20 protein-coding genes are annotated in these 22,863 nt (G+C 36.3%); 15 read left to right on the top strand and 5 right to left on the bottom strand.

Annotated elements, in window-relative coordinates:
* Positions 1-297: 297 nt before the first annotated feature.
* The 3 genes from DFR56_RS12505 to DFR56_RS12495 form a co-directional block, all read right to left on the bottom strand.
* Entirely contained in the window at positions 298-1,131 is an 834-nt protein-coding gene (locus tag DFR56_RS12505; RefSeq protein ID WP_110395775.1) for a carbohydrate ABC transporter permease, read from the bottom strand.
* 12 nt (positions 1,132-1,143) lie between these two features.
* Positions 1,144-2,361 (bottom strand): carbohydrate ABC transporter permease, encoded by a 1,218-nt coding sequence (locus DFR56_RS12500; RefSeq protein ID WP_110395774.1) that lies wholly within the window; start codon positions 2,359-2,361, stop codon positions 1,144-1,146.
* A gap of 380 nt (positions 2,362-2,741) precedes the next feature.
* Positions 2,742-4,034 carry an extracellular solute-binding protein gene (locus DFR56_RS12495; RefSeq protein WP_110395773.1) on the bottom strand — a complete coding sequence of 431 codons (1,293 nt, stop codon included), beginning with the start codon at positions 4,032-4,034 and terminating at the stop codon, positions 2,742-2,744.
* 115 nt (positions 4,035-4,149) lie between these two features.
* Here DFR56_RS12495 and DFR56_RS12490 point away from each other — a divergent pair, with 115 nt between their 5' ends.
* The 7 genes from DFR56_RS12490 to DFR56_RS12450 all read left to right on the top strand — a co-directional run bounded on the left by DFR56_RS12490 (position 4,150) and on the right by DFR56_RS12450 (position 13,802).
* Positions 4,150-4,974 (top strand): AraC family transcriptional regulator, encoded by an 825-nt coding sequence (locus DFR56_RS12490; protein ID WP_110395772.1) that lies wholly within the window; start codon positions 4,150-4,152, stop codon positions 4,972-4,974.
* A gap of 1,576 nt (positions 4,975-6,550) precedes the next feature.
* Positions 6,551-7,567 carry an ABC transporter ATP-binding protein gene (locus DFR56_RS12475; protein WP_110395769.1) on the top strand — a complete coding sequence of 339 codons (1,017 nt, stop codon included), beginning with the start codon at positions 6,551-6,553 and terminating at the stop codon, positions 7,565-7,567.
* Positions 7,542-8,510 carry an ABC transporter ATP-binding protein gene (locus tag DFR56_RS12470; protein ID WP_110395768.1) on the top strand — a complete coding sequence of 323 codons (969 nt, stop codon included), beginning with the start codon at positions 7,542-7,544 and terminating at the stop codon, positions 8,508-8,510. The genes DFR56_RS12475 and DFR56_RS12470 overlap by 26 nt, the downstream gene beginning before the upstream one ends.
* Positions 8,511-8,628: 118 nt before the next feature.
* Complete coding sequence (locus DFR56_RS12465) at positions 8,629-10,272, top strand: ABC transporter substrate-binding protein (RefSeq protein WP_110395767.1); 1,644 nt, start codon at positions 8,629-8,631, stop codon at positions 10,270-10,272.
* A gap of 229 nt (positions 10,273-10,501) precedes the next feature.
* Positions 10,502-11,503 carry an ABC transporter permease gene (locus DFR56_RS12460; RefSeq protein WP_110395766.1) on the top strand — a complete coding sequence of 334 codons (1,002 nt, stop codon included), beginning with the start codon at positions 10,502-10,504 and terminating at the stop codon, positions 11,501-11,503.
* Between the two features lie 71 nt (positions 11,504-11,574).
* The gene (locus DFR56_RS12455) at positions 11,575-12,435 is read left to right on the top strand and encodes an ABC transporter permease (RefSeq protein ID WP_377725656.1); all 861 of its coding nucleotides are present in this window, start codon (positions 11,575-11,577) and stop codon (positions 12,433-12,435) included.
* A gap of 728 nt (positions 12,436-13,163) precedes the next feature.
* Entirely contained in the window at positions 13,164-13,802 is a 639-nt protein-coding gene (locus DFR56_RS12450) for a helix-turn-helix transcriptional regulator (RefSeq protein WP_110395764.1), read from the top strand.
* Positions 13,803-13,879: 77 nt separating this feature from the next.
* Here the strand turns inward: DFR56_RS12450 and DFR56_RS12445 are convergent, their stop codons facing one another.
* Both DFR56_RS12445 and DFR56_RS12440 read right to left on the bottom strand, forming a co-directional pair.
* A complete protein-coding gene (locus DFR56_RS12445) occupies positions 13,880-16,015 on the bottom strand; it encodes a heavy metal translocating P-type ATPase (RefSeq protein WP_110395763.1) in 2,136 nt (711 codons plus the stop codon).
* 1 nt (position 16,016) lies between these two features.
* Positions 16,017-16,301, bottom strand: coding sequence for an ArsR/SmtB family transcription factor (locus DFR56_RS12440; RefSeq protein WP_372442871.1), 285 nt, complete (start codon positions 16,299-16,301; stop codon positions 16,017-16,019).
* 272 nt (positions 16,302-16,573) lie between these two features.
* On the opposite strand from DFR56_RS12440, the gene DFR56_RS12435 reads away from it, so the two are divergent.
* The 8 genes from DFR56_RS12435 (at position 16,574) to DFR56_RS12395 (ending at position 22,753) form a co-directional block, all read left to right on the top strand.
* Positions 16,574-17,290: a toast rack family protein gene (locus DFR56_RS12435; RefSeq protein ID WP_158525628.1), complete on the top strand. Its 717-nt coding sequence runs from the start codon at positions 16,574-16,576 to the stop codon at positions 17,288-17,290.
* Positions 17,291-17,727: 437 nt separating this feature from the next.
* Positions 17,728-17,994, top strand: a complete 267-nt coding sequence (locus DFR56_RS12430) for a TIGR04197 family type VII secretion effector (protein WP_110395761.1) — start codon at positions 17,728-17,730, stop codon at positions 17,992-17,994.
* A 26-nt stretch (positions 17,995-18,020) separates the two neighbouring features.
* Complete coding sequence (locus DFR56_RS12425; protein ID WP_110395760.1) at positions 18,021-18,305, top strand: DUF3958 family protein; 285 nt, start codon at positions 18,021-18,023, stop codon at positions 18,303-18,305.
* Between the two features lie 126 nt (positions 18,306-18,431).
* Positions 18,432-18,680, top strand: coding sequence for a T7SS effector LXG polymorphic toxin (locus tag DFR56_RS12420; RefSeq protein ID WP_110395759.1), 249 nt, complete (start codon positions 18,432-18,434; stop codon positions 18,678-18,680).
* A 66-nt stretch (positions 18,681-18,746) separates the two neighbouring features.
* Positions 18,747-19,802, top strand: a complete 1,056-nt coding sequence (locus tag DFR56_RS12415) for a hypothetical protein (protein WP_110395758.1) — start codon at positions 18,747-18,749, stop codon at positions 19,800-19,802.
* Between the two features lie 202 nt (positions 19,803-20,004).
* Positions 20,005-20,646, top strand: a complete 642-nt coding sequence (locus DFR56_RS12410) for a DUF443 family protein (protein WP_110395757.1) — start codon at positions 20,005-20,007, stop codon at positions 20,644-20,646.
* Between the two features lie 392 nt (positions 20,647-21,038).
* On the top strand, positions 21,039-21,683 hold the full coding sequence (locus DFR56_RS12405; RefSeq protein WP_207519218.1) for a DUF443 family protein: 645 nt from the start codon (positions 21,039-21,041) through the stop codon (positions 21,681-21,683).
* 761 nt (positions 21,684-22,444) lie between these two features.
* Positions 22,445-22,753: a DUF4176 domain-containing protein gene (locus tag DFR56_RS12395; RefSeq protein ID WP_110395754.1), complete on the top strand. Its 309-nt coding sequence runs from the start codon at positions 22,445-22,447 to the stop codon at positions 22,751-22,753.
* The last annotated feature ends 110 nt before the right edge of the window (positions 22,754-22,863 follow it).

Raw genomic sequence — 22,863 nt, 5'->3', positions numbered from 1 at the left:
TCCTTATGAATGTTGTTCAAGGGGGTGTTCAAAACATCCGGTAAAAAATGACACTTCGCATTGCCTTGACAGTTAAGAAAGTAAAAAATTCTTTTCTTATTGGTCATTGGCTAAAAGCGTGACGTCTTAGGACTGGGACTGCGCTAAATGCTCCTCCCATGAAGGGATTTTGCGCTTACTCGTCCCGACGAGGAGCATTTGTACTAACGCTCGCCCCACTGAAACCATTGTCGCAACGTCGACCGGTCTTTTTTATCTTCCTTTTTGAACACGCACTGAAAGAAGGCCAAAAAAAATTTATTCTTTAACCCCTCCCGATGTTAAGCCAGAAACAATTTGCTTCTGGAAAATTAGTACAATAATTAGTGTTGGGATCGTTACAATGGTCGTTGCTGCAGCAACCTCCCCCCAGAGAATTGAAAATTGTGTGCGTAAAAATGAAATTGCAACAGGAACCGTATGATATGTTGAGTTAGAATTTAAGGTAATGGTTAATAAAAATTCGTTCCAAGCGGCAATAAATGTAATAATTGCTGTTGTAAATACACCTGGTGCTGCCAACGGAAAGACAATTTTGGTTAATGTTTGTATCCGTGATGCACCATCAATGGTCGCCGACTCTTCAAGGGCAAGCGGAATTTGATTAAAATGTGTAACAAGAATCCAAACAGCCATTGGTAATGTAATAGTGGAATAAGGTAAAACGACAAAATAACTATTCAACCAGTCTAGTTTATAAAACATATTGTAAATAGGACCTGTAATAATCATTTGTGGGAACATCGATACAGCAAGAACAAGACCCAATAATACAGCTTTCCCTCGGAAATGAAAACGGGAAATGGCATAAGAGCAAAAAGTTGCAACAATGATCACATAAATGGTTGTAACCGTTGCGACGATAAAACTATTAAAAATGGCACGTAATATTCCTTTTTCAAATAATACAGTAGTATAATTTCCTATTGTTGGATTTTCAGGAATGACCCTAAATGCACCTGCCCCAAAAATCTCGCCACTCGTTTTAAACGATGTAATAAAAATCCATAAAAACGGAAATAGCATGGCAAATAAAAAAAGAAAAATAATGATACCAAGTGGGATTAGTTTTACTTTACTCGTTGAACGCATGTTTATCCCTCCTTAATTACGGTCTAATAAATTTGTACCAAGCAAACGAACAAAAATAATCGCAATGATTGCGACACATACGAACATTACCATGACAACAACAGAACCGTAGCCAAAGTCTGTTTGCCCAAACATTAACTTATATGCATAGATGGACATCGTTTCTGTTGCTCCACCTGGTCCACCACCGGTAAGAACATAAATTAAATCAAAGACTCGAAATGCATCCAATGTACGGAATAATAAGGCAACCAGAATAGATGTTTTTAATAAAGGCAATGTAATAGTAAAAAAGCTTTTAACCTTAGAGGCCCCGTCAATACTTGCGGCTTCATATAATGATGCAGGAATATTTTGTAATCCAGCCAGCAATAGTAATGCCATATATGGCGTTGTTTTCCAGACGTCTGCTAAAATAGTTGAAACCATTGCACCAGAAGCGGATAATAACAAGTTTTGGGATTGTTCAACAAGACCGAGTGCTTCAAAGAAATGGGCAACAATGCCACTTGAACCATCATATAAATAGCCCCACATTAAGGCTGCAACTGCAGTAGGAATCGCCCAAGGAATTAATGATGTCGTTCGCACAAATCCTTGCCCAAAGATTGCTTTATTTAAGATAAGTGCTAAAAAGAGCCCTAATAGTAGTTCAAGACCAACAGATACAACGGTAAAAATGAGCGTGTTGATAAATGAAATGAAAATTCTTTTATCTGAAAAAACATTTCCATACCCTTCTAATCCAGAGAAATTGGCGGGAATAATACTGTTGTTAATATCCTCCATTATTAAAGGCAATGTTTCAGCGTGTGTTAAAGTGTACGTCTTATTTAAATGTCCTATTAAAGCAGTACCGTTTTGGTGTAGTAATTCAATCTGTTCACGCTCGTCACTCGATATTTTTATGACTTCTTGTAGCTCAGAAAATGGAGTAGCAATCGAATTTATCTCATGCAAAAAGGTTTCTACTTTTTGTTGATCTTCTACTGCTGAAATATTCGTCATATCTTCTTCTAAGAACATTTCTGTATAAAGAATGGTTTCATTAAATAAACTCGTATTAAACCGTTCATTAATAAATAAACCTGCCTTTTGTTGTTCATTTAATTTGAAATCGAATAAGGAATAAGTGATGGACTGAAAGACAGGCCATAAGGAAAAAATACCGATCAATAATAAGGTTGGTATGATATAGAGCCAACCAGTAAAGCCTAACTTTTGCTTCACTTTTCATCACCTCTTGATGGGTTTTGCACAAGACCAAAATAATAAAGAAAAGGGGAATGTATTTCTGCTCACTGGCTAAAAGTGCGACCTCTCAGGACTAGGACTGGGCTCACTCGTCCAATCAAAAATATTTGTTGCGGGTGGGCAGTACTAGCACGTCCTGTGCGTCGTAAGTGCAACTTTCGTTCTCACCATTAAAGACTTATGTAAATAATTACATAAATGCAACATCACCTAGTTACCACCTGTAGGCTTGCCAAGCGATCGGTGTGTTTTCTAAACATCCCCTTACCTTGTGGTAGTGACAGCTTGCACTTGTGTGTAAAACGAAACTCCCTATGAGGACTTATCATAAGAAGTTTCGTTATGCTTGACTCAAGTTACTCGACCTTCGTTACTTCTTCAATTGATGTGCTAATTTCTTCAAGATCCTCACCAGAACTTAAATATTTATGTGCATCAATTTGAATCAAATCGGATACTTTATTATACTCAGGTGAAACAGGGCGTGCAATCGTTTCTTGCAGTGCAACTTGGAATCCTGGAAAGGAAAGTAATTCATTGGAAGAGAGCACTTCGTCATCTTCTAATAAGGCATTAAATCCAGGGATATAGCCGCCTTCTGTAGACATTACTTTTTGTCCTTCTTCTCCAGCTGCAAAGGAAATGAACTCCCAAGCACCTTCAACATGTTCAGAATGTTTATTAATACCGAGCAACCAGCCGCCTACAGAGCCACCGTTCGGTAATGGAGCGATGCCAACTTGATCAACTGATACTTCTACTCCATCCTCTTCTGCTTGGATCCGACCGAACTGGTAAGGCCAGTTTCGAGCGAAAACAGCGTTTCCTTGTTCAAAATTTGTATGGGTTTCCGCCTCTGTGAAATTAAGTAAATCTTTCGGACTAAATGACGCTTCCGTGAATGTATGCATCATTTCTAATCCTTTTTCAATTTCCGTGTAGCTTTTTGTAAATTCGGTCACATTAACGGTTAAACCTTCATACTGTTTTGATTGATATAAAAATCCATATTCAGTACCATCTTCTCCCACATAGTTTTCAGCCATATCATATAAATCCTCATATGTGTAGTCACCATTTTCAAGCTTTGCGGCATCTTCATCGCTTACAATATCAGTACGATAATAAAGTAATCCAAGGTCTGGAAAAAGTGGTAACGTATATTGCTTACCAGTATAGTTGCCAGAATCCATCGAACCAGCGTTAAACTGATCTTTACTTAATCCGGCATCCTTCATAAATACGTCAATCGGTTCTAAAAATCCAGCTCCAGCAAACTCACCAGCCCATACAACGTCCATGGAAATGACATCATATTCACTGGATCCACTAGTTAATGAGTTTAGTAGTTGGTCATGCATTTGGGCTGAGTCATTCGTTAATGCATCCCATTCTACCGTATACTTGTCTTGGCTTTCATTGAATGCATCAATCAATGCTTGAGTCCCAGGGGTATCATCGTTTTGAATCGCTACTTTTAGGACGATGGAATCACCCGAATCCGCTTCTTTTTCATCTGATGTTTCTGTTTCTGCATCTGTGCTTTCATTTGTACCATCTGTCGCATCATCTTCCCCTTGTGAACATGCAACAATCATCATCATGGATAATAATAAAATAATCGAAAATATCGCTCGATAAAACTTCATTATGTTGCCCTCCCTTTTATCTTTTGTTTGTATTGTAAGTGCTTTCGTTATAAAGTTATATTAAATAATTACTATTTTTACTATAAATTTACGATCTTTGAGAGGGGAAAGATGGATGAAAAGATCTCCTAATATTGAACGTAATGTCATTCAACAGTTTTTGGGAGCGCGGAAAGAAAATGAGGAATCTTTCTTTTCACATCCATCCTATACGTTGGAAAAAGAGTTATTATACTGGATATCACAAGCAGATGAACTGCAAGCTGAAATCGTGTTACAAAAAATTAATAAATTAGAAAAAGCACGTTTATCCAGATCCCCATTCCGTTCTTTGCAAAATTCACTTATCTGCTCATGCACACTCTTCGCTAGAGCAACGATTGAAGCCGGAGTAACACCTGAATATGCATTTAATTTAAGCGATGTTTTTATTCGAAAAATAGATGGGGCCAATGACGAAAAACAATTAGCAAATATTGAGTATGAAATGATCCAATATTTTATAAAAGCGATTCGTGATTATCAAAAAAATCCTTATCAAAATGATATCATTGATCAAGCAATTCATTATATTCATGTCCATATTTTGCATCCACTCTCATTGAAAGAAATAGCATTGGAAACAAATGTAAGCCCAAATTATTTATCTGCCTTATTTCACGAGATTGTCGGCATTCCTCTTAAAGAATATATTAATCGAAAGAAAATTGATGAATCGATCTATTTTTTAAAATATACCGATTCATCCGTATTAGATATTGCTTTATTATTCAACTTTTGTAATCAAAGTTATTACACTACCTTGTTTAAACGATTTAATGGCATGACCCCAAAACAGTATAGACAAAAAAATAATTCATTTTCTCTGAAAAAAAGTTTACCAGTTGTAAAGCGCTCACCGTTGCAAAGTAAAATGGACAAAAAGGCCTTCATAGAATGAAGTTGGATGTAGATACAGTGATCAAATTGACTTTGGATTAATTATTTGCTGGAAAGCAGTCTATTTACACCTAAACTCCCGCTCTTTTTGTTACGTTTATTTGCTCTTATCACGCATTTGAAATAAGCTACGCAGTAACTAATTTAATATATTCTCTACAAACCTAGTCACAGCAACGTTGATTTCCGCTACAGACAGCCGTTTTCACTACAGGCATAAGGGTGACATCTGTTCAAGCTCCCTTTGGTCACTTTCACAGTGTCTTCTTTTCCATGGGCGGCTGCTAAGCCTCTGACGCACAATGTTTATTGCGACGAGTAATCGCAGTCGCAATGTCTTCGATGGGACGAGGGAATGCACATTCCCAGGACGTGCTAGTGCCGGTGTTGCGAAGGACGTTGCGACCTTAACCCGCCTCACTCGTTTCGGGGTCTCCGTTCTCGCTTTTATCCTTCGCTAAGGAATGTCAGAAGCAAAAAGCGGGGTTCAAACCAAGAATGGGCAGTTCTAGCGAAAAATGCAGGGTTCAAACCAGGAATGCGCAGTTTCAACGAAAAATGCAGGGTTCAAAACCGGAATGCTCAGTTCCAGCGAAAAATGCGGGGTTCAAACCAAGAATGCACAGTTCCAGTGAAAAATGCACAGTTCAAACCAAGAATGCTCAGTTCCAGCGAAAAATGCGGGGTTCAAACCAAGAATGTACAGTTCCAGCGAAAAATGCAGGGTTCAAACCAGGAATGCGCAGTTCCAGTGAAAAATGCGGGGTTCAAACCAAGAATGCTCAGTTCCAGCGAAAAATGCGGGGTTCAAACCAAGAATGTGCAGTTCCAGTGAAAAATGCGGGGTTCAAACCAAGAATGCTCAGTTCCAGCGAAAAATGCGGGGTTCAAACCAAGAATGCACAGTTCCAGTGAAAAATGCGGGGTTCAAACCAAGAATGAACAGTTCCAGCGAAAAATGCGGGGTTCAAACCAAGAATGTACAGTTCCAGCGAAAAATGCAGGGTTCAAACCAGGAATGCGCAGTTTCAACGAAAAATGCAGGGTTCAAATCAGGAATGCGCAGTTTCAACGAAAAATGCAGGGTTCCAAACATGAATGCGCAGTTCCAGCGAAAAATACACAGTTATCCTTTATAAAATAACTCTTATTGGTAGGAAAAGGATTCGCAGTCCCATCTTTTAGAAAACAGTTTATTATACTAAGGTTGTCAAGGATATTATTAGAAGCACGCCAAGCTTAACCAAGCACTGTTTGAACTCGTTTTCTTGGTGCGAAAGTTGAGTAACTAAATAGTCGTATAGAATGGAACTGGAGGAATAGAATGCTAATTTTTAACGAGTAGGTATTTTTAGTGATCGAAATAAGAACACTTTTCTTAGCGAATCATGTCGATAAATGTCTGAATATAGGTAATCTTTAAAAGATTGTTCATATTAATCTTGACAAATGGACTTTATCGACTTATTGTTAACGTAAGCTTTTTTAACCATATATGTATTTATTATGACGTGTTTCCATTATTTTACGAAGCAAGTAAAAGGCATAGTTATAGAGAATGGATTGGGGGATTGTGAATGTCAGAAATGATACTAAATATAAAAGAGCTTCATACACACTTTTTTACAGATGAAGGCGAGATTCCTGCTGTTGATGGAGTAAGTTTACATGTAAATAAAGGAGAAGTAGTTGGTATCGTCGGAGAGTCTGGTTGTGGTAAAAGTGTTACTTCCTTATCCATTATGCAATTAGTTCCTGACCCACCTGGAAAAATTGTAAGCGGTGACATCTACTTCAAAAAAGAAAACTTAGTAAAAGTTAAAAATAAACGAATGAAAGAAATACGTGGGAATGAAATTGCCATGATTTTTCAAGAACCAATGACATCGCTTAACCCTCTTTTTACGATTGGAAACCAATTAAGAGAAGCAATTAGAATTCACAAAAAGATAAGCAAAAAACTAGCCCATCAAAAATCTATTGAACTATTAAAGATAGTTGGTCTCCCAAGAGCTGAAGAAGTAATGGCAGAATATCCTCATCAATTATCTGGGGGAATGAGACAAAGGGTGATGATTGCAATGGCGATGTCATGTGAGCCAGAGTTACTGATTGCTGATGAACCAACAACTGCACTAGATGTAACCATTCAAGCGCAAATATTGGAATTGATGCAAAAATTAAATGAAGAGAAAAATACTGCCATATTATTAATTACACATGATCTAGGTGTCGTAGCGGAAATGTGTGATCGTGTCATCGTTATGTATGCTGGACAGGTAGTTGAGCAAGGGACAGTGAGAGACGTGTTAAAAGACCCACAACATCCTTATACAAAAGGCTTAATACGTTCCTTACCAAAATTAGATGAAAAAAATCAAGCGCTTTATTCTATATCAGGTACAGTCCCACGACCAAAAATGGGAAGAGTAGGCTGTCGTTTTGCTCCAAGATGTGAGTTTGCATTTAAGAAATGCTTTGAACAAAACCCTTCCTTATACTCTTTTCAAAATGAACGACGAAGCAGATGTTTTTTACACGATCAACTTGAAGGGGATGCGTTTAAAAATGGCAAAGCCACTATTGGAAGTTAGCGGTTTAAAGAAACACTTTACTATTACGGGTGGAGTGTTCAGTCGTAAAATTGGTTCAGTCCAAGCGGTAAACGACCTTTCTTTTACAGTCATGGAAGGTGAGATATTAGGAATTGTTGGTGAATCTGGTTGTGGAAAATCGACGACTGGAAAAGCGATCTTAAGATTGATCGAACCAACTGCCGGAAAAATTACATTTGAAGATCATGATATTACCGATATTAGCGATGAAGAGATGCGAAAATTAAGAAGGGATATGCAAATTATTTTCCAAGATCCATATGCATCGTTAAATCCTCGACATACAGTTGAGAAGATAATTTCTGAACCACTTTTAATTCACAGTGAACTTTCTGCTGAAAAAAGAAAAGAACGGGTACATGAATTGCTTGAAGTTGTCGGATTAAGCGCATATCATGCATCACGTTATCCACACCAATTTAGCGGTGGACAAAGACAACGGATTGGAATAGCACGTGCACTTGCTAACAATCCGAAACTCATCATTTGTGATGAACCTGTTTCAGCGCTCGATGTTTCTGTACAATCACAAATTTTAAATTTAATGAGTAGATTACGGGACGAGTTTAATTTAACATACATCTTTATTGCTCACGATTTAAGTGTTGTTAAACATATTAGTGATCGTGTTGGTGTGATGTATTTAGGAAATATGGTAGAGCTAACAAATAAAGATACACTGTATGAAAAACCGAAACATCCATACACTCAAGCATTGTTATCCGCTGTACCTTCCTTGGATCCGGATGTAAAAAAAGACAGAATTATATTACAAGGTGATGTACCAAATCCGGCAAGTCCGCCTAGTGGGTGTGTGTTTCATACGAGATGTCCTAAAGCGATGGATATTTGTAAACAAATAAAGCCAGATTTTCTTGAAGCAGAAGATCATCATTTTGTTGCCTGTCATCTTTATGATTAAGTAACAAATGATTTATCTTATATGCGATTGATATATAACCACTATAACAATCGCAAAAAATCAAAATGGGGGGTAAGTTCAGGTGAGGAGTAAAAGGTCTAAATGGTCACTCTTATTAATGCTTATGTTCCTACTTATGCTCGTTTTAAGTGCATGTGGTGGGGGAGAGGATGAACCGTCAGAGGCAGAGGGAGATGCTGATACAACCGAAACAGATGACGGAAGTGATGCAACAGAAGATAGTGGCGGAGAAAAAACGTTAGTATTTGCAAGAGGAGGGGATTCTGAAAGTTTAGATCCAGGAAGCACTTCTGATGGGGAGTCATCGCGAGTTACAAGACAAGTGCTAGAAACATTAATTGATTTTGCACCTGATTCATTTGAATTGGAACCTGGTTTAGCGAAAGAATGGGAAGTTTCAGATGATGGGCTGAAATATACGTTTTATCTACAAGAAGGGGTTAAATTCCATGATGGAACAGATTTTAATGCAGAAGCAGTAAAAATAAATTTTGATCGATTTGCCGACCCAGAGCATGAATATGCATTTGCCGATCATGACTATGTCTACTTTATGTATTCGGCCATGTTCGGTGGACATAAAGGAGATGAAGGGCATGTCGTGGATGAAGTAGTAGTAGTGGATGATCATACAGTTGAATTTAATTTAAATACGCCGTTAGGGTTTTTCTTGCAAAATATGGGAATGACGTATTTTGCGATTACTTCACCAGCTGCACTCGAAGAATATGGCCCGGAAATAAATGAAAATCCAGTCGGGACTGGACCGTTTAAATTTATTAGCTGGACGAAAGATGATTCGATCATTTTAGAGAAGAATGAAGATTACTGGAAAGAAGGACTACCAAAATTAGATCGACTAATTTTTGAAGTTATTCCTGATAATGCGGCAAGACTAATCGCTCTACGCTCAGGCGATATCGATATTATGGATGGACTAAATCCTGATGACGCAGCTGGTGTGGAAACAGATGAGGACTTAACATTATATGCCCGCGATGAAAATAATTTTGGCTATGTCGGTTTTAATGTCCAAAATGAGCCACTAGATAATGAATTATTAAGACAAGCAATTAGTCATGCAATTGACCGTGAGGCAATTGTTGATGCACTATATGCTGGATATGGAACCGTCGCAAAAAACCCATTGCCACCTAGTTATTTAGGGTATAACGATGATGTAGAAGGGTACCAATATGATGTTGAAAAAGCAAAAGAGGTGTTGGCAGAAGCGGGATATGAAGATGGATTGGAAATTGATTTATGGACGATGCCAGTGGCAAGACCTTATATGCCAGATCCTGAAAAAACGGCCGAAATTATTCAAAATAACTTAGCAGAAATTGGGATTACGGTAAATATCGTTCGTGAAGAGTGGGCTCCGTATCTAGAAAAGACGGCAGCAGGAGAACACCAAATTTATATGCTTGGCTGGTCAGGCACAAATGGTGATCCCGATTATTTCTTAAGTAGTTTACTACATGGAGATCTTATTGGAGATAGCAACCGTGAATTCTATCAAAGTGATAAAGTGGATCAATTATTGAATGAAGCAAAAGTGGAGATCGATCAAGAGAAAAGGGCTGATATGTATAAGGAGGCTCAAGCAATTATTGCTGAAGATGTTCCAATGGTTCCGCTAGTGCATTCAACGCCAGTCATGGCATCGTCGAGCACTGTTAAAAACTACGTACCTCACTTATCAACAAGTGAATCATTAGAAGAAGTCGATTTAGAATAGGGTGAGTGTGTATTAGCAGGGGATGAGGTAAGATAACTTGTCCCTCTACTTTCTTTACGTTACAAATCTCTGACAAGAAGCTTTATATCGGAAAGAGGCCTGTTACCTACCTTTCACGTGTGGAATTTGCAGAAGATGCATTTTAACGTTCCTATTTTATTATTGATAAAAATTTGAACTTTTTCTTTCCTATTGGACAATCGTAAAGAACTAGAACTGGGGTGAAAGAATGCTTTCGTACACGATACGTCGCTTATTAATGTTAATTCCAGTTTTACTAGGAATGACTTTAATTACTTTTTCTATTGTTCATTTAATTCCAGGGAGTCCCGCCCAAACAATTTTAGGACAAAATGCAACAGAAGCGGCAATCAAAAGTTTGGAAGAGAGTATGGGGTTAAACGAGTCATACTTTAAACAATATTTTCTTTATATAAAAGGACTGCTCCAAGGCGATTTAGGAACCTCTTTGAAATCAAAAGCTCCGATTGTGAAAGAGATTTGGCCGTATATCGCTGGAACATTCGAATTAACCTTTTTTGCGATGGTGTTTGCTGTTTTTGTCGGTGTGAATGCTGGCATTATTAGTGCTTGGAAGCAAAATTCATGGTTTGATTTTTTAGCTATGTTTGTTGCACTTATCGGTGTTTCCATACCAGTTTTTTGGCTAGCTTTAATGGAACAATGGATATTTGCACAGGAATTAGGTTGGTTTCCAGCTCACGGTAGGCAAAATAATCGTGATCCGATCGAAGCAATTACGTACTTTTATGTGATCGATACGTTTATAAAGATGGACTTTACTCAAATGGTAACGGCATTAAAACATTTAGTATTACCTAGTATTGCTTTGGGGACCATTCCAATGGCTATTATTGCCCGGATGACAAGATCGACTATGTTAGAAGTGATGCAATCTGACTATATAAGAACAGTACGAGCAAAAGGTTCGGGGCAATTTTTAATTATTTATAAACATGCATTAAAAAATGCAATGATTCCGGTATTAACGGTCATTGGCTTACAGACAGGTGTGTTGCTCGGAGGGGCTATTTTAACGGAAACAATCTTTAGTTGGCCAGGGATAGGTAGGTATATTTTTGATGCAATTAACTACAGGGATTATCCAGTGATACAATCGGGAATTTTAGTCATCGCATTTATTTTTGTTATGATTAATTTGATCGTTGATTTACTTTACACGTACATAGATCCAAGGATCAAATATTAGGAGGGGGCGATAAGATGAATAATGAAGAAAGACAAGAAAGTCAATTATCTTCCCCCGCCTTAGCACTTCAAATGGAGGAAGAAATAAGAGCCACTTCTCCATGGAAAGATACGGTCAGGCAATTACGTAAAAATAAATTTGCGTTAATTGGTTTTATCATCATCATTACTTTTATTCTGGTCGGATTATTTGCACCTTTACTCACTCCATATGGATATGAGCAACAAGTACTACAAGATAGATTGAAACCACCTTCAGCCGAACATTGGCTAGGGACAGATGATGTAGGGAGAGATATTTTTACCCGAATTGCTTATGGCGCTAGAATTTCACTTCAGGTTGGATTTTTTGCTGTAACTGGTGCATTAATCTTTGGTACGTTGTTTGGACTGATCGCCGGTTACTTCGGGCGCTGGGTCGACATGATCATTTCCCGTATTTTTGATATTATGCTCGCGTTTCCGAGTATTTTACTTGCGATCGCCATTGTAGCAATTTTAGGTGCATCTTTACAAAATGCATTAATTGCTATTGCAATTATTAATATTCCTATTTTTGGTCGACTCGTTCGTTCGAAAGTAATTAGTTTACGTGAAGAAGAGTTTATCTTAGCTGCACGTGCACAAGGGATGAAAAATGGGCGAATTATCTTTCATCATATATTGCCAAATAGTTTAGCCCCGATTATCGTGCAAACGACATTAGGGTTCGGTACCGCAATTCTCGACGCTGCTGCCTTAGGTTTTTTAGGGCTAGGTGCCCAGCCTCCATTACCAGAATGGGGGAAAATGCTGGCTGATTCTCGTGATTTTATTCAGTTAGCACCATGGACTTTAATTGCGCCTGGACTATGTATTATGCTTGTCGTCCTTGGTTTTAATTTGATTGGGGATGGACTAAGGGATGCTCTTGATCCACGAATGAAAAATTAATAATCATTTCCCGACTTTCGCATAGTGAAATGAACAAGAAAGTCTTGGTAGAATTAAATGGACTGAAGATACAGTGGTAAAGTTGACTTTGGATGATTCATTTGCTCTTAAGTTTAAGCTGATATCCGTCTGGGCTCGCTCCGTGCGGACGCTTTCCGAGGGCAACGCTTCTGCTACCTCAGAAGAAAATAACTTCTTCGGGGATCTTCAGCCGTTGCTTTTCCCGCAGGAGTCGCCGGACTGCGCTCACCCAGACTCGTTTGGAGATATATACTGGAAACATCATTAGAGGGCTAAATCATATTTATCATTCAGAGCAGTTTAAATCCATCAAGACGCCTGTGGGAGGAAGGCCTAGGTGAGGATCACGTAGTGCGTCAGCGCGAAGGGAGCTCAACAGCTGTCCACGGCAAGCGAAGATGTATTAGGACTGCAGACCTCCAGTAGACATCCTATCAGCTAAATTCAGTTTATTATACCGAGGTTGTCAAGGATATCATTAGAAGTACCTCAAGCTTTACCAAGCAAACTGTTTGAACTTATTTTATTGGTGCGAAAGTTGAGATCATTCCAAAAAGAACGATATATAATAGGGAGATTTATATAGAATAGTAAATAATCACTATTTCGTTGCATTATTATTAGTAAGTTCGTATAATAATACTCAAACAACATGAATTTACAGAATTTTTATTTAATCGGACCTTCGATTAAATGGGGGCGGAATAATGGGACGAGAAAAGATGTTAGACTTTTTAAAAAGAGTTGCAGATGGAATCGCAATGATGTTTGGTAATAACTGTGAAGTAGTTATTCGCGATATAGAAAACCATAAAGCAACTATTTTATACAATACAAGTAAACAACTTTCCGAAAGAGATGAATTCACTACTTTTGGAAAATCGGAAATGGATAAATTGTATAAAGGGATCGATATAATTAATAATAAAGGAATCACTGAAAACAATCATTCTATTAAATGTTCCACTTTTCATGCAAAGGGTAATGGTTATCATTTTGCACTTGGTATTCACTATGATTATACTAATATGTTAATGGTTCACAGTGTAGTAAGTGACTTAATCCATGTAGGGAATGACTATGAAGCAACAGTTGAAAAGGATGAGCATCTGGAAAGACAATTGGATGAGTTTTTTGCTAATGCGGTTGAGTTTATTGGAAAACCAATTGCATTTATGAGAAAAAAAGAGCGAGTTGAAATGGTTCGCTACTTACATGAGAAAGGTGCATTCTCCATCCATAAAAGCATTCCAATCATAGCGGATAAAATGAATATTTCTCGCTATACTATTTATAATTATTTACGAGAAATAAAAGGACTACCCGAAAAGATAAGCAAAAAGTAGAGCGTTCATTCTGCTCTACTTTTTTGAAATCGTAATCGGTAGCTTTATAACTAGTCGCCAACTTGAACAAATCTATTTCATTTGCTTAAAGGTTGCGACATAAGTTGTTTTTGTCTACTTGAACTCATGAGTCTCATGGAATTTGAAACGACAATGAGTGTGGCACCGACATCAGCAATAATCGCCATCCATAATGTTAACCAACCGGGAATCACTAAGAGAAGAGCGATTATTTTTAACCCGAGAGAAAAAGAAATATTTTGCTTGATAATTTGTAAGGCGCGGCGACTTAGTGAAATGGTAAACGGAAGTTTATTTAAATCATCTTCCATTAAGACGATGTCAGCAGTTTCCAATGCCACATCTGTACCAGCACCACCCATCGCAATTCCGACTGTTGCGTTTGCTAGAGCTGGAGCATCATTTACACCGTCACCAACCATGGCTACTCGACCATTTTCTTCCTGTAACTCCTTCATAGCTACTAATTTGTCTTCCGGTAATAAATCAGCTTTTACATTTGTTATACCTGTATCACGTGCAATTGTTTTGGCAGTAAAAAGATTATCACCGGTTAACATGATTGTCTTTTTAATACCAAGTTGCTTCAATTGTTCCATTACAGATTGGCTTCCTGCCCTTGCCTGATCAGCAACTGTAATGAGTCCAATCACATTTTCATGAGAACCGACTAGCATAACGGTGTTCCCTTTTTGTTGTAATTTCTTACTTAATTCAACTATTGTATGAGGAATCTCAATAACGCTGGAAAACAATGCAATATTACCAATGAAATACTCCCTTTCATTGACGAAAGCCTTCGCACCTTTACCAGTAATAGAATGAAATTTTTCTGCACTATATGCGGTTATATTTCTTCTTTCCGTTTCACGAATGATTGCAGAAGCTATCGGGTGTTGTGAAAATGTTTCAATGGCCGTTGCAATTTTTAATATTTCATTCGTGTCCACATTAGAAAGGGAAATCACTTCTGTTACATCTGGTTTTCCTGTTGTGATTGTTCCAGTTTTATCAAATGCAATGACACGTAGACGACCCGTTTCCTCTAAATGCACACCGCCTTTTATTAATACTCCATGTCTTGCGGCAGTTCCAATTGCAGTGACGATCGCAACGGGAGTTGATATGATTAGAGCACATGGACATCCCACTACGAGTGTTGCAAGCCCCAAGTAGATCCATTTAGACCAATCACCTGCAAATAAAAGAGGGGGCGTAACCGCGACGAACAAAGCAATCGTCATAATTGCGGGAGTATAATATTTTGCAAATGTATCAACAAAATGTTGGGCAGGTGCTTTTTCTGCTTGGGCTTCTTCAACGAGATGGATAATTTTTGCAATGGTTGTATCTTCAACCAACTTTGTTACTCGAACCTCAATTGATCCTTCTTCATTTATTGTTCCGGCAAACACTTCATCACCGACCGTTTTATGAATTGGAATGGATTCACCAGTAATTGCAGCTTGATTGATTGAGGTTTGCCCACTAATAACTTCGCCGTCCATGGCGAGTTTTTCTCCAGGCTTAATAACCATGACATCATCGACCTTAATTTGTTTAACATCTAGTTCTACGATTTGTCCATCCCTACGAATGGAAGCTTTACTAGGTGTAATATTCATTAGAGATTGGATCGAATGCCGTGCTTTATCAATTGAATAGCTCTCCAATGCCTCACTTAGGGCAAATAATAAAACGACGATGGCTCCTTCCATCCACTCACCGATGAAAACTGCCCCGATAATGGCGATTGTCATCAATGTTTTCATATCAAAATAAAATTGAAATAAATTTTTTAAGCCAGTTTTAAAAAGGTCGAAACCGCCGATGATAATCGATAAAATGAAGATACTGATAACGATAGGATTTTCCATCCCTAAAGCAAATTGTGTTACAATACCAATGACTAAAATAAGCAGTGACACAAGAGCAGAAATATTTTCACGTTTTTTCCAAAAAGATTGTTTTGTCACTATTTCTTCATGATCAGTAAAAACTTTAATATGGTCAAATGCACCTGCTTCTTCTAATTGTTTAATCGATGCATCACCTTGAACAGAAACCTTTGCTGCTGCAAAATTAACTGCTGCGTTTTCGACTGTATCGATTTGACGAATATTCTTTTCAAATTTTGCTGCACAGTTTGCACATGAAAGTCCTTCTAGACGATAAACCTTTTCCTTTGCCATGTTATTCTCCCTCTTTCGCGTGTACCATTGCAATGTATACTAATTGACGAACATGATCATCATCTAAAGAATAAAAAACTACTTTTCCTTCTTTACGGTATTTTGCTAATTTCATATGGCGTAATAAGCGTAAGTGGTGTGAGGCAGTTGCAGTGGTTGCATCAATAATGTGTGCAACATCATTGACACACAATTCTTCTGTTAATGTTAACGCATAAGCAATTTTTAATCGTGTTGGATCTGCAAGTGCTTTAAAAATTAGTTCTACATCGTTAACATCAGACATCAATGGCTTTATTTGGTCTACTTTTCCTTTATCAAAATAAAATTCATCTGTATGATCAACCATTTTCATACCTCCATTACTACACATTCAAACGTTCATTTGATTATTTATATTATATACATATTTTTTCCAATGGTCAATCAAATATTCAAATATTTATTAGAATGATTAATAAGCCTAAAGTCTTAACTATAATTAAATCTTCCGTTGCTTCATATCCAAATTCAGTTGTGTATAATAATGATACAATTTACTTTAAGGGAGAAGTTATCGTGAAAAAGAGAACAGTAGTTATCATCATGATCGTAATAAGCGTGTTACTGGTTGGATGTAAAGATATTATAAAAAAAGAAGTGTCCGATGACATTATCATTGAAAAAGACAATGCTGAAAAATTAGCGATTAATTTAGAAATTGGTTATGGAATAGTCGATATTTCGTCTGGGGCAGATGATTGGGTAAATGGAACAATTGATTATAATTATTCCAGCTTAGAACCAGATGTGACGTATAAATTAAATGGCGAAAAAGGAAAAGTGACTATTGATCAACCTAAAAAGAGCATAAAAAAGATTAAAAGAGGAAAATTAAAAAATGATTGGGATCTTGCACTTACAAATGAAATACCGATTGATTTAAAGGTGAGCACAGGTGCTGCAGATACGAGTTTGGATTTACAGGGAGTAAAGTTACAAAAGTTAGATATCGAATCTGGGGTTGGAAGAACAACTGTGGATTTAAGTGGATCATGGGAAGAAAGTTTTGATGTTAAGCTTGAAATGGGTGTTGGAGAGTCCACAATTATTCTCCCAAGGGAAGTCGGCGTTGAAATAAAAGCGGAAAAAGGTATTGGCAGCACGAATATGGAAGGGTTTATTTCTAAAGGAGAAGGTGTCTATGTAAATGATGCATTTGATCATGCAGATGTCATTATTACAGTTGACGCGGAAATGGGTGTCGGTGAAGCTAATTTTGTATTAGGAAAATAATGCTCATGGTACCGTGAATTCATCATCTAATTTCAAAATTGAAAGACAGTATTTTTAGATCGAGGTATGTTTAAAATACTTTAAACTACACAAATCCCGATAGTATGCCTATTTGAAAATAGACATACTATCGGGATTAGTTATTTAACTGTATTATACCTGAACAAAACACTAAATCATCTACAAGGGGTTTTTTCCATCATGCTAGGAAAACCTAGCCCATCAACACAACTTCACATCCAAGCCTTTGTCACTACTTGAACTTGTAACTTATTAACAGCCTACTTTTATTAATAGCCCTTTCCTATCATTCCTTTTAACTTATTTAGTTACTGTTACATCAATAATTCACAACTTTTACACTATGTAATTGCAATTTGTATTACGTTAAAATAAAGAAAGGTGGGAGAAATTGGAATCGGAAGAGGGATCGAGTTATGAATGAAATAATGAGTAATCAATCAGTTGCCCAAAGTGTAACAACGAGGTTAGATAGTTCGTTGCAGTCCATTAGAGAACATCATATCAATTTCGCGGAGCAGACAACGGTAAAAGGTAACGCTCGAGCAAAAGAAACGATAGAAGCAGAAAAAATAATCATTCACGAGTTTGTTTCAGCTTTACAGCAGGACATAGCACGGATTCAAACTGTTGCCAGCGAGTTTGAAGTAACAGATCAAGCACTTGGAGATGGCTTTAAATAAAATGATTAGGTATAAAGGTGTAACTAATGAAAGAAAAATTAATTGAAATGAAAAATGAGTTAGATTATTTATCAGAAGAGATCCTTTCTGTTGAGAATGAAAAAAGTCGATTAATTCAAGCGGAAGAAGAGTTACACTTTCTTTTTCGTAAAAACAATCGTTTGTTACAAGAATTAAAATACGAATGGAAAACAGGAGAAATGAGTTTTATCATTCATGACACAGAGGTAGAACTAAACCAACATGAACGAAAAGCTATTCAATCAGTAGAAGATGAGATCCATTCTTTAAAAGAAAAAGAATTTACTTGAGGAAAAAGAACAGGACTTACAGCAGAAAGTAAGACTGTTGATCTCACGGTCATAATAAAAGCTGAAATGTTAATGGTGATTTAAATGCAAGAAATAAAGTAATATCTTAATGGAGGTAAAATACGGATGAGTATTCGAATGATTTTACCAGAAGTGAATAAGCAAACATCGTCGGTTGAACAAATGTGTTACTCGTATATTTCCAGTATGGAGCTTATTAAAGAAAGTATCAATGCGTTTATTATTGAAACTGGATTAAAAGGGAAAACATATGACTCTGCAAAAGCATACTTTGCCAAAACATATATCCCGCTTGCTGATGGTATCATTTTACTTAGTGAAGCGATGATTGAATCTCATCGGCAATTTCTGTAAAAATATATCGATGAAGTTGACGGTAATAGTCTTGATTCAGATGTATTACAAGAGCAAATTCAAAAATTGGAACATTCGATTCAATCAATGAGGTCGGTACAATTAGGTCTTCCTGTCGCAAATTTAGAGATAGCAGGTGTTATTACAACTCTAAGATTGATGCAATCAAAAATGAAAGAAAAACTGCAAAAATTAATAGACTTCAATGGAAACTCCACTCTAATCTTTTCAAATATTGAACAGCTCTTATCTTCTGTGGAAACTGGTTTAAGAGAAGTTAGCAGTGGAAGAGCATGGAATTCATCTACTTTTAACTCTTCAAAATTGGACATGGACTGGGCAAAAGACATTACGACTAAAAAGTTCTATGCAGATCTTGATAAGGCAATTTCTATGGGTGAAAAATTGGGTGAGGCAGATATATTAAAACTATTTACAACGGCTAAAGAAAATCCCGATGTGGAAGTCCCACCTAGTGTATTTAGTTATGTAAAAGAAAATATCCCAAATATACTATTTGGATTAAGCGGTACTATTTTTTCTGAGTCTTATAAATCGCTTGGGAAAGAGTTAATAGAAACAGGAGAAGTAGCTCTCAAAAAATTTGGTAAAGAAGGTAAAATTCAGTTCAAGGATTTTCCACTACTAAATAAATTGGTTGATAAGGACTTTTTGAACAATATTAATAAGCTTTTTGATAAAGGCGGAAATTATTTTATCCGACAAGGAAATAATTTACTCAGAGTCGGAACAGCGCTAGGTACAAGCTTTACGGCCATAGGGCTTGCGGTAGGAATGCAGGATGATTTGGTTAATGAAGATAAGACAGTTGGAGAAGCTATTGCTCATAATGTTATTGTGTCGGGTGTCGGAGTGGGGGCAAGTCTAGGTGCGGGGGCGTTGTTAGGTACAAATCCAGTGGGATGGGGTATAGTAGGAGTTGCCGCAGTAGGAATGCTATTCTCATTATCAGTTGATTGGGCATATCAAAATAATATTTTAGGCTTTCAAGGTCTTGTTGATTCCGTAGGTGAGGCAATTCAACATAATATTATCGAGAATCCAATAATAATTGGTGGTCCATTTCCTTTATACTATATGGATACAATTGAGTTGGAGTGACTAGTCTTACAGTCATGGGATTTAAAACAGAAATGCAGAATGACCTGGTTAATGAGATAAAACATTTGGAAAGAAGTAATCGCTCATAATGCTACAGTGTCGAGTGTTGAGAGAAAGTGTAATAAATGTTGTAGGTGAAGCTATTCAACGTAATATTTAATTAATAATTGATAGATCAATCTTTTAAAAATGGTGATAGATAATGAAATGTAAAGTCGAACATGTTTATAAAAATATAAGATATAAGATATTAAATATCAATGAAGATATATATATCCTTGATATGGGAAAGTATATATGGTTATTTTTATTCCCTTTTGTCTTTTGGTTTATTCCGCATAAAGCATACAAAATTGATAATGCAACGTTTAAACGGATTCAAATGCCTAAAAACGAACGAATGAGTGTGGGATCATTGGCTCTATTAGGAGGGGGCACTTCAATACTTTTCTTCCATTTATTAAAACCAATTCTCTATGAACTAAATATTCATATGATGTTAGGAACAAAAATTTTTCTCTTAATTATCATTGTTACATTAAGTATTTACATTAGACTTTATATTCATATGAGACTGTTTCATAATTTGCATAAAACAGTAGCTCTTGAAGATTTACATACAATTAATATGAAAATAAGGCCAGAAAAACCAGAGTATTACTTGATATATGTATTAGCTTTCATCCTTTTCTGGGGGATAGCATTTATATCGTGTGCCTTTTTTTTGGTAGAAGGAAATGTGATTGCATCAATAACCGTTGTGGTATCTATTATTTTGGCATTAATGTGGAATTGTCAAGTTATCCCTGTGGGGACATCTAAAGTAAAAATAATTGATGGATAAATAAAGTCTTTATGCCTGTTGTTGGGTTTGTCCTAAAACTCCTAATTTGGGACTAGAGCTGATATGAGAAATTAACCTCTGGGGATCTATGAATGTTTTAGTATTTACAATAGAAATGTAAGATGATTTGATAAATGAGGATAAAGTAATCGGAGAAGCTATTACTCAAAATGCTACAGTGTTGAAGCCTGGAAGTAAGTGTACTAGCAAGGAGCAAGGTAGCGTTATGTTGAAATCCAGCTGAATGTCTAATAGGGTTGCTGTATCAGGAATACTAGTATTTGGTGTAGATTGCTTACTAGAATAATATACTAGGTTTTCAAGGCCTCATTGACTCTGTAGGTGGGCGATTCAACCTAGTAAGTAAATCCTCTCATTTTAAGGTGATGCCGATGAATTGTAAAGTCGAACATGTTTATAAGAACATGAGGTATAAGATTTTAAAATTTAATGGAGAGGTATATATACTTGATATGGACAGATCTTTTTGGACGATTTTTATACCTTTCATTTACTGGTTTATTCCCCATAAATGTTACAAAATAGATAATGAGACATATAATCTTATCCAAATGACGGAAGAGAAACAAATAAGTGTTGGTTCAATGGCTCTTCTAGGGGGAGGTGTTTCAATACTATTTGTTAATTTATTAAAACCACTTTTTTATGAGCTTAATATTCCTACAACAATAGGGATAAATAGTATTGCCCTTAGTTTAGTTATCATTTTAAGTTTTTTAGTTAGACTTTTCATACATAAACGACTTTATAATAATTTACATAAGATAATTGATTTAAATAAAGCACCTATAATTAAATTAAAAGTTAGACCAAGCAAAACCAATTACTTTTTAAAATATTCTTTCAGCTTCTTGTTTTCTTGGGGATTAGCTTCTTTATTTGGTTTTGCTTTTATTCATTTTGGAAATATTATTGTACTACTGGGTGGATTTATTCTCCTCTTTCTTGGATTGATACTAAATTTACAAGCTATTCCAATTGGCCGAACAAAAGTCCACGTACTTAATGAATGTTAACTAGATAATACTATTAACTTAAACAATGATTGAAACCAAAATGATTACTAAAGTCGAACATGTTCATAAGAACATGAGATATTAGATATTAAATGTCAATGAAGATATATAGATCCTTGATATGGGAAGATCTTTATGGTTATTTTTATTCCCTTTTGTCTTTTGATTTATTCCGCATAAAGCCTCATCTTATTCAAATGCCTAAAAACGAACGAATGGGTGAGTGTTGGATCAATGGCTCTTTTAGGAGGGAGCACTTCAATACTTTTCTTCAATTTATTAAAACCAATTCTCTATAGACTTTATATTCACAAGAGGCAGTTTTATAATTTGCATAAAACAGTAGCCCTTGATAGTTTACATACAGTTAAATTGAAAATAAAGCCGGGAAAATCGGAATACTACCTGATATATTTACTAGCTTTTATATTTTTATGGAGAGCAGTATTGATGGCGAGTGGTGTAGTTGCGACTGAAGGAAACCCGATTATCTTAATGTTTACTCCCTTTTTTAGTATTTTGGATTTTGGCATTAATGTGGCATGCTCAAGTTATCCCTGTAGGAACAGCTGAAGTAAAAATAGTGGATGAGTAAATAATGTCTTTACTATTTTTTAGATTAGGCATGTCCCAAAATGAAGTCTTATATAAATTGCTTTTGGTTTTGTTGTTATGAAACACGAGAGCTAATCATAGGACTGGAACTGATACGAAAAGTTAACTTCTGGGAAACTATGAATCTTTAAAGAAGGAGGAATTTCATGTTATCTATTGGATCAATCGTTTATTTAAAAGAAGGAACAAGTAAATTAATGATTTTAAATAGAGGCCCAATGATTAAAATGAATGAAGAAGAATTGATGTTTGATTACTCTGGATGCATCTATCCGCAAGGTTTAGTACCTGATAACGTGTTTTACTTTAACCATGAAAATATCGATGAAGTAATATTTGAAGGTTATCGTGATGCTGACGAAGAAAGATATCAGAAATTGTATCGTGATTGGACAACCGAGAATCACGATAAATATAAGAGAGGTAAGGTTTCGGAGCCATTAAGCACTGGGTAAATTTATTAGCGTTGCATAAAAATATAAAAAGTTAGTCTAGTATTTCTATTTAACCAGTCTATAAGTATTTAATATTCACAGACATTTTTTTGGACTTATGAAGAAAAGCC

Source organism: Pseudogracilibacillus auburnensis (genome assembly GCF_003201975.1).
Taxonomy (GTDB): domain Bacteria; phylum Bacillota; class Bacilli; order Bacillales; family Amphibacillaceae; genus Pseudogracilibacillus; species Pseudogracilibacillus auburnensis.
This window is presented reverse-complemented; position numbering and strand designations above follow the sequence as displayed.

What these genes read in the sequence shown, in the direction of transcription:
- DFR56_RS12505 (WP_110395775.1), bottom strand. Translation starts at nt 1,131, where the DNA reads ATGCGTTCAACGAGTAAAGTAAAACTAATCCCACTTGGTATCATTATT.
- DFR56_RS12495 (WP_110395773.1), bottom strand. Translation starts at nt 4,034, where the DNA reads ATGAAGTTTTATCGAGCGATATTTTCGATTATTTTATTATTATCCATG.
- DFR56_RS12490 (WP_110395772.1), top strand. Translation starts at nt 4,150, where the DNA reads ATGAAAAGATCTCCTAATATTGAACGTAATGTCATTCAACAGTTTTTG.
- DFR56_RS12475 (WP_110395769.1), top strand. Translation starts at nt 6,551, where the DNA reads ATGTCAGAAATGATACTAAATATAAAAGAGCTTCATACACACTTTTTT.
- DFR56_RS12470 (WP_110395768.1), top strand. Translation starts at nt 7,542, where the DNA reads ATGGCAAAGCCACTATTGGAAGTTAGCGGTTTAAAGAAACACTTTACT.
- DFR56_RS12465 (WP_110395767.1), top strand. Translation starts at nt 8,629, where the DNA reads ATGCTTATGTTCCTACTTATGCTCGTTTTAAGTGCATGTGGTGGGGGA.
- DFR56_RS12460 (WP_110395766.1), top strand. Translation starts at nt 10,502, where the DNA reads ATGCTTTCGTACACGATACGTCGCTTATTAATGTTAATTCCAGTTTTA.
- DFR56_RS12455 (WP_377725656.1), top strand. Translation starts at nt 11,575, where the DNA reads ATGGAGGAAGAAATAAGAGCCACTTCTCCATGGAAAGATACGGTCAGG.
- DFR56_RS12450 (WP_110395764.1), top strand. Translation starts at nt 13,164, where the DNA reads ATGGGACGAGAAAAGATGTTAGACTTTTTAAAAAGAGTTGCAGATGGA.
- DFR56_RS12445 (WP_110395763.1), bottom strand. Translation starts at nt 16,015, where the DNA reads ATGGCAAAGGAAAAGGTTTATCGTCTAGAAGGACTTTCATGTGCAAAC.
- DFR56_RS12440 (WP_372442871.1), bottom strand. Translation starts at nt 16,301, where the DNA reads ATGTCTGATGTTAACGATGTAGAACTAATTTTTAAAGCACTTGCAGAT.
- DFR56_RS12430 (WP_110395761.1), top strand. Translation starts at nt 17,728, where the DNA reads ATGAATGAAATAATGAGTAATCAATCAGTTGCCCAAAGTGTAACAACG.
- DFR56_RS12425 (WP_110395760.1), top strand. Translation starts at nt 18,021, where the DNA reads ATGAAAGAAAAATTAATTGAAATGAAAAATGAGTTAGATTATTTATCA.
- DFR56_RS12420 (WP_110395759.1), top strand. Translation starts at nt 18,432, where the DNA reads ATGAGTATTCGAATGATTTTACCAGAAGTGAATAAGCAAACATCGTCG.
- DFR56_RS12410 (WP_110395757.1), top strand. Translation starts at nt 20,005, where the DNA reads ATGAAATGTAAAGTCGAACATGTTTATAAAAATATAAGATATAAGATA.
- DFR56_RS12405 (WP_207519218.1), top strand. Translation starts at nt 21,039, where the DNA reads ATGAATTGTAAAGTCGAACATGTTTATAAGAACATGAGGTATAAGATT.
- DFR56_RS12395 (WP_110395754.1), top strand. Translation starts at nt 22,445, where the DNA reads ATGTTATCTATTGGATCAATCGTTTATTTAAAAGAAGGAACAAGTAAA.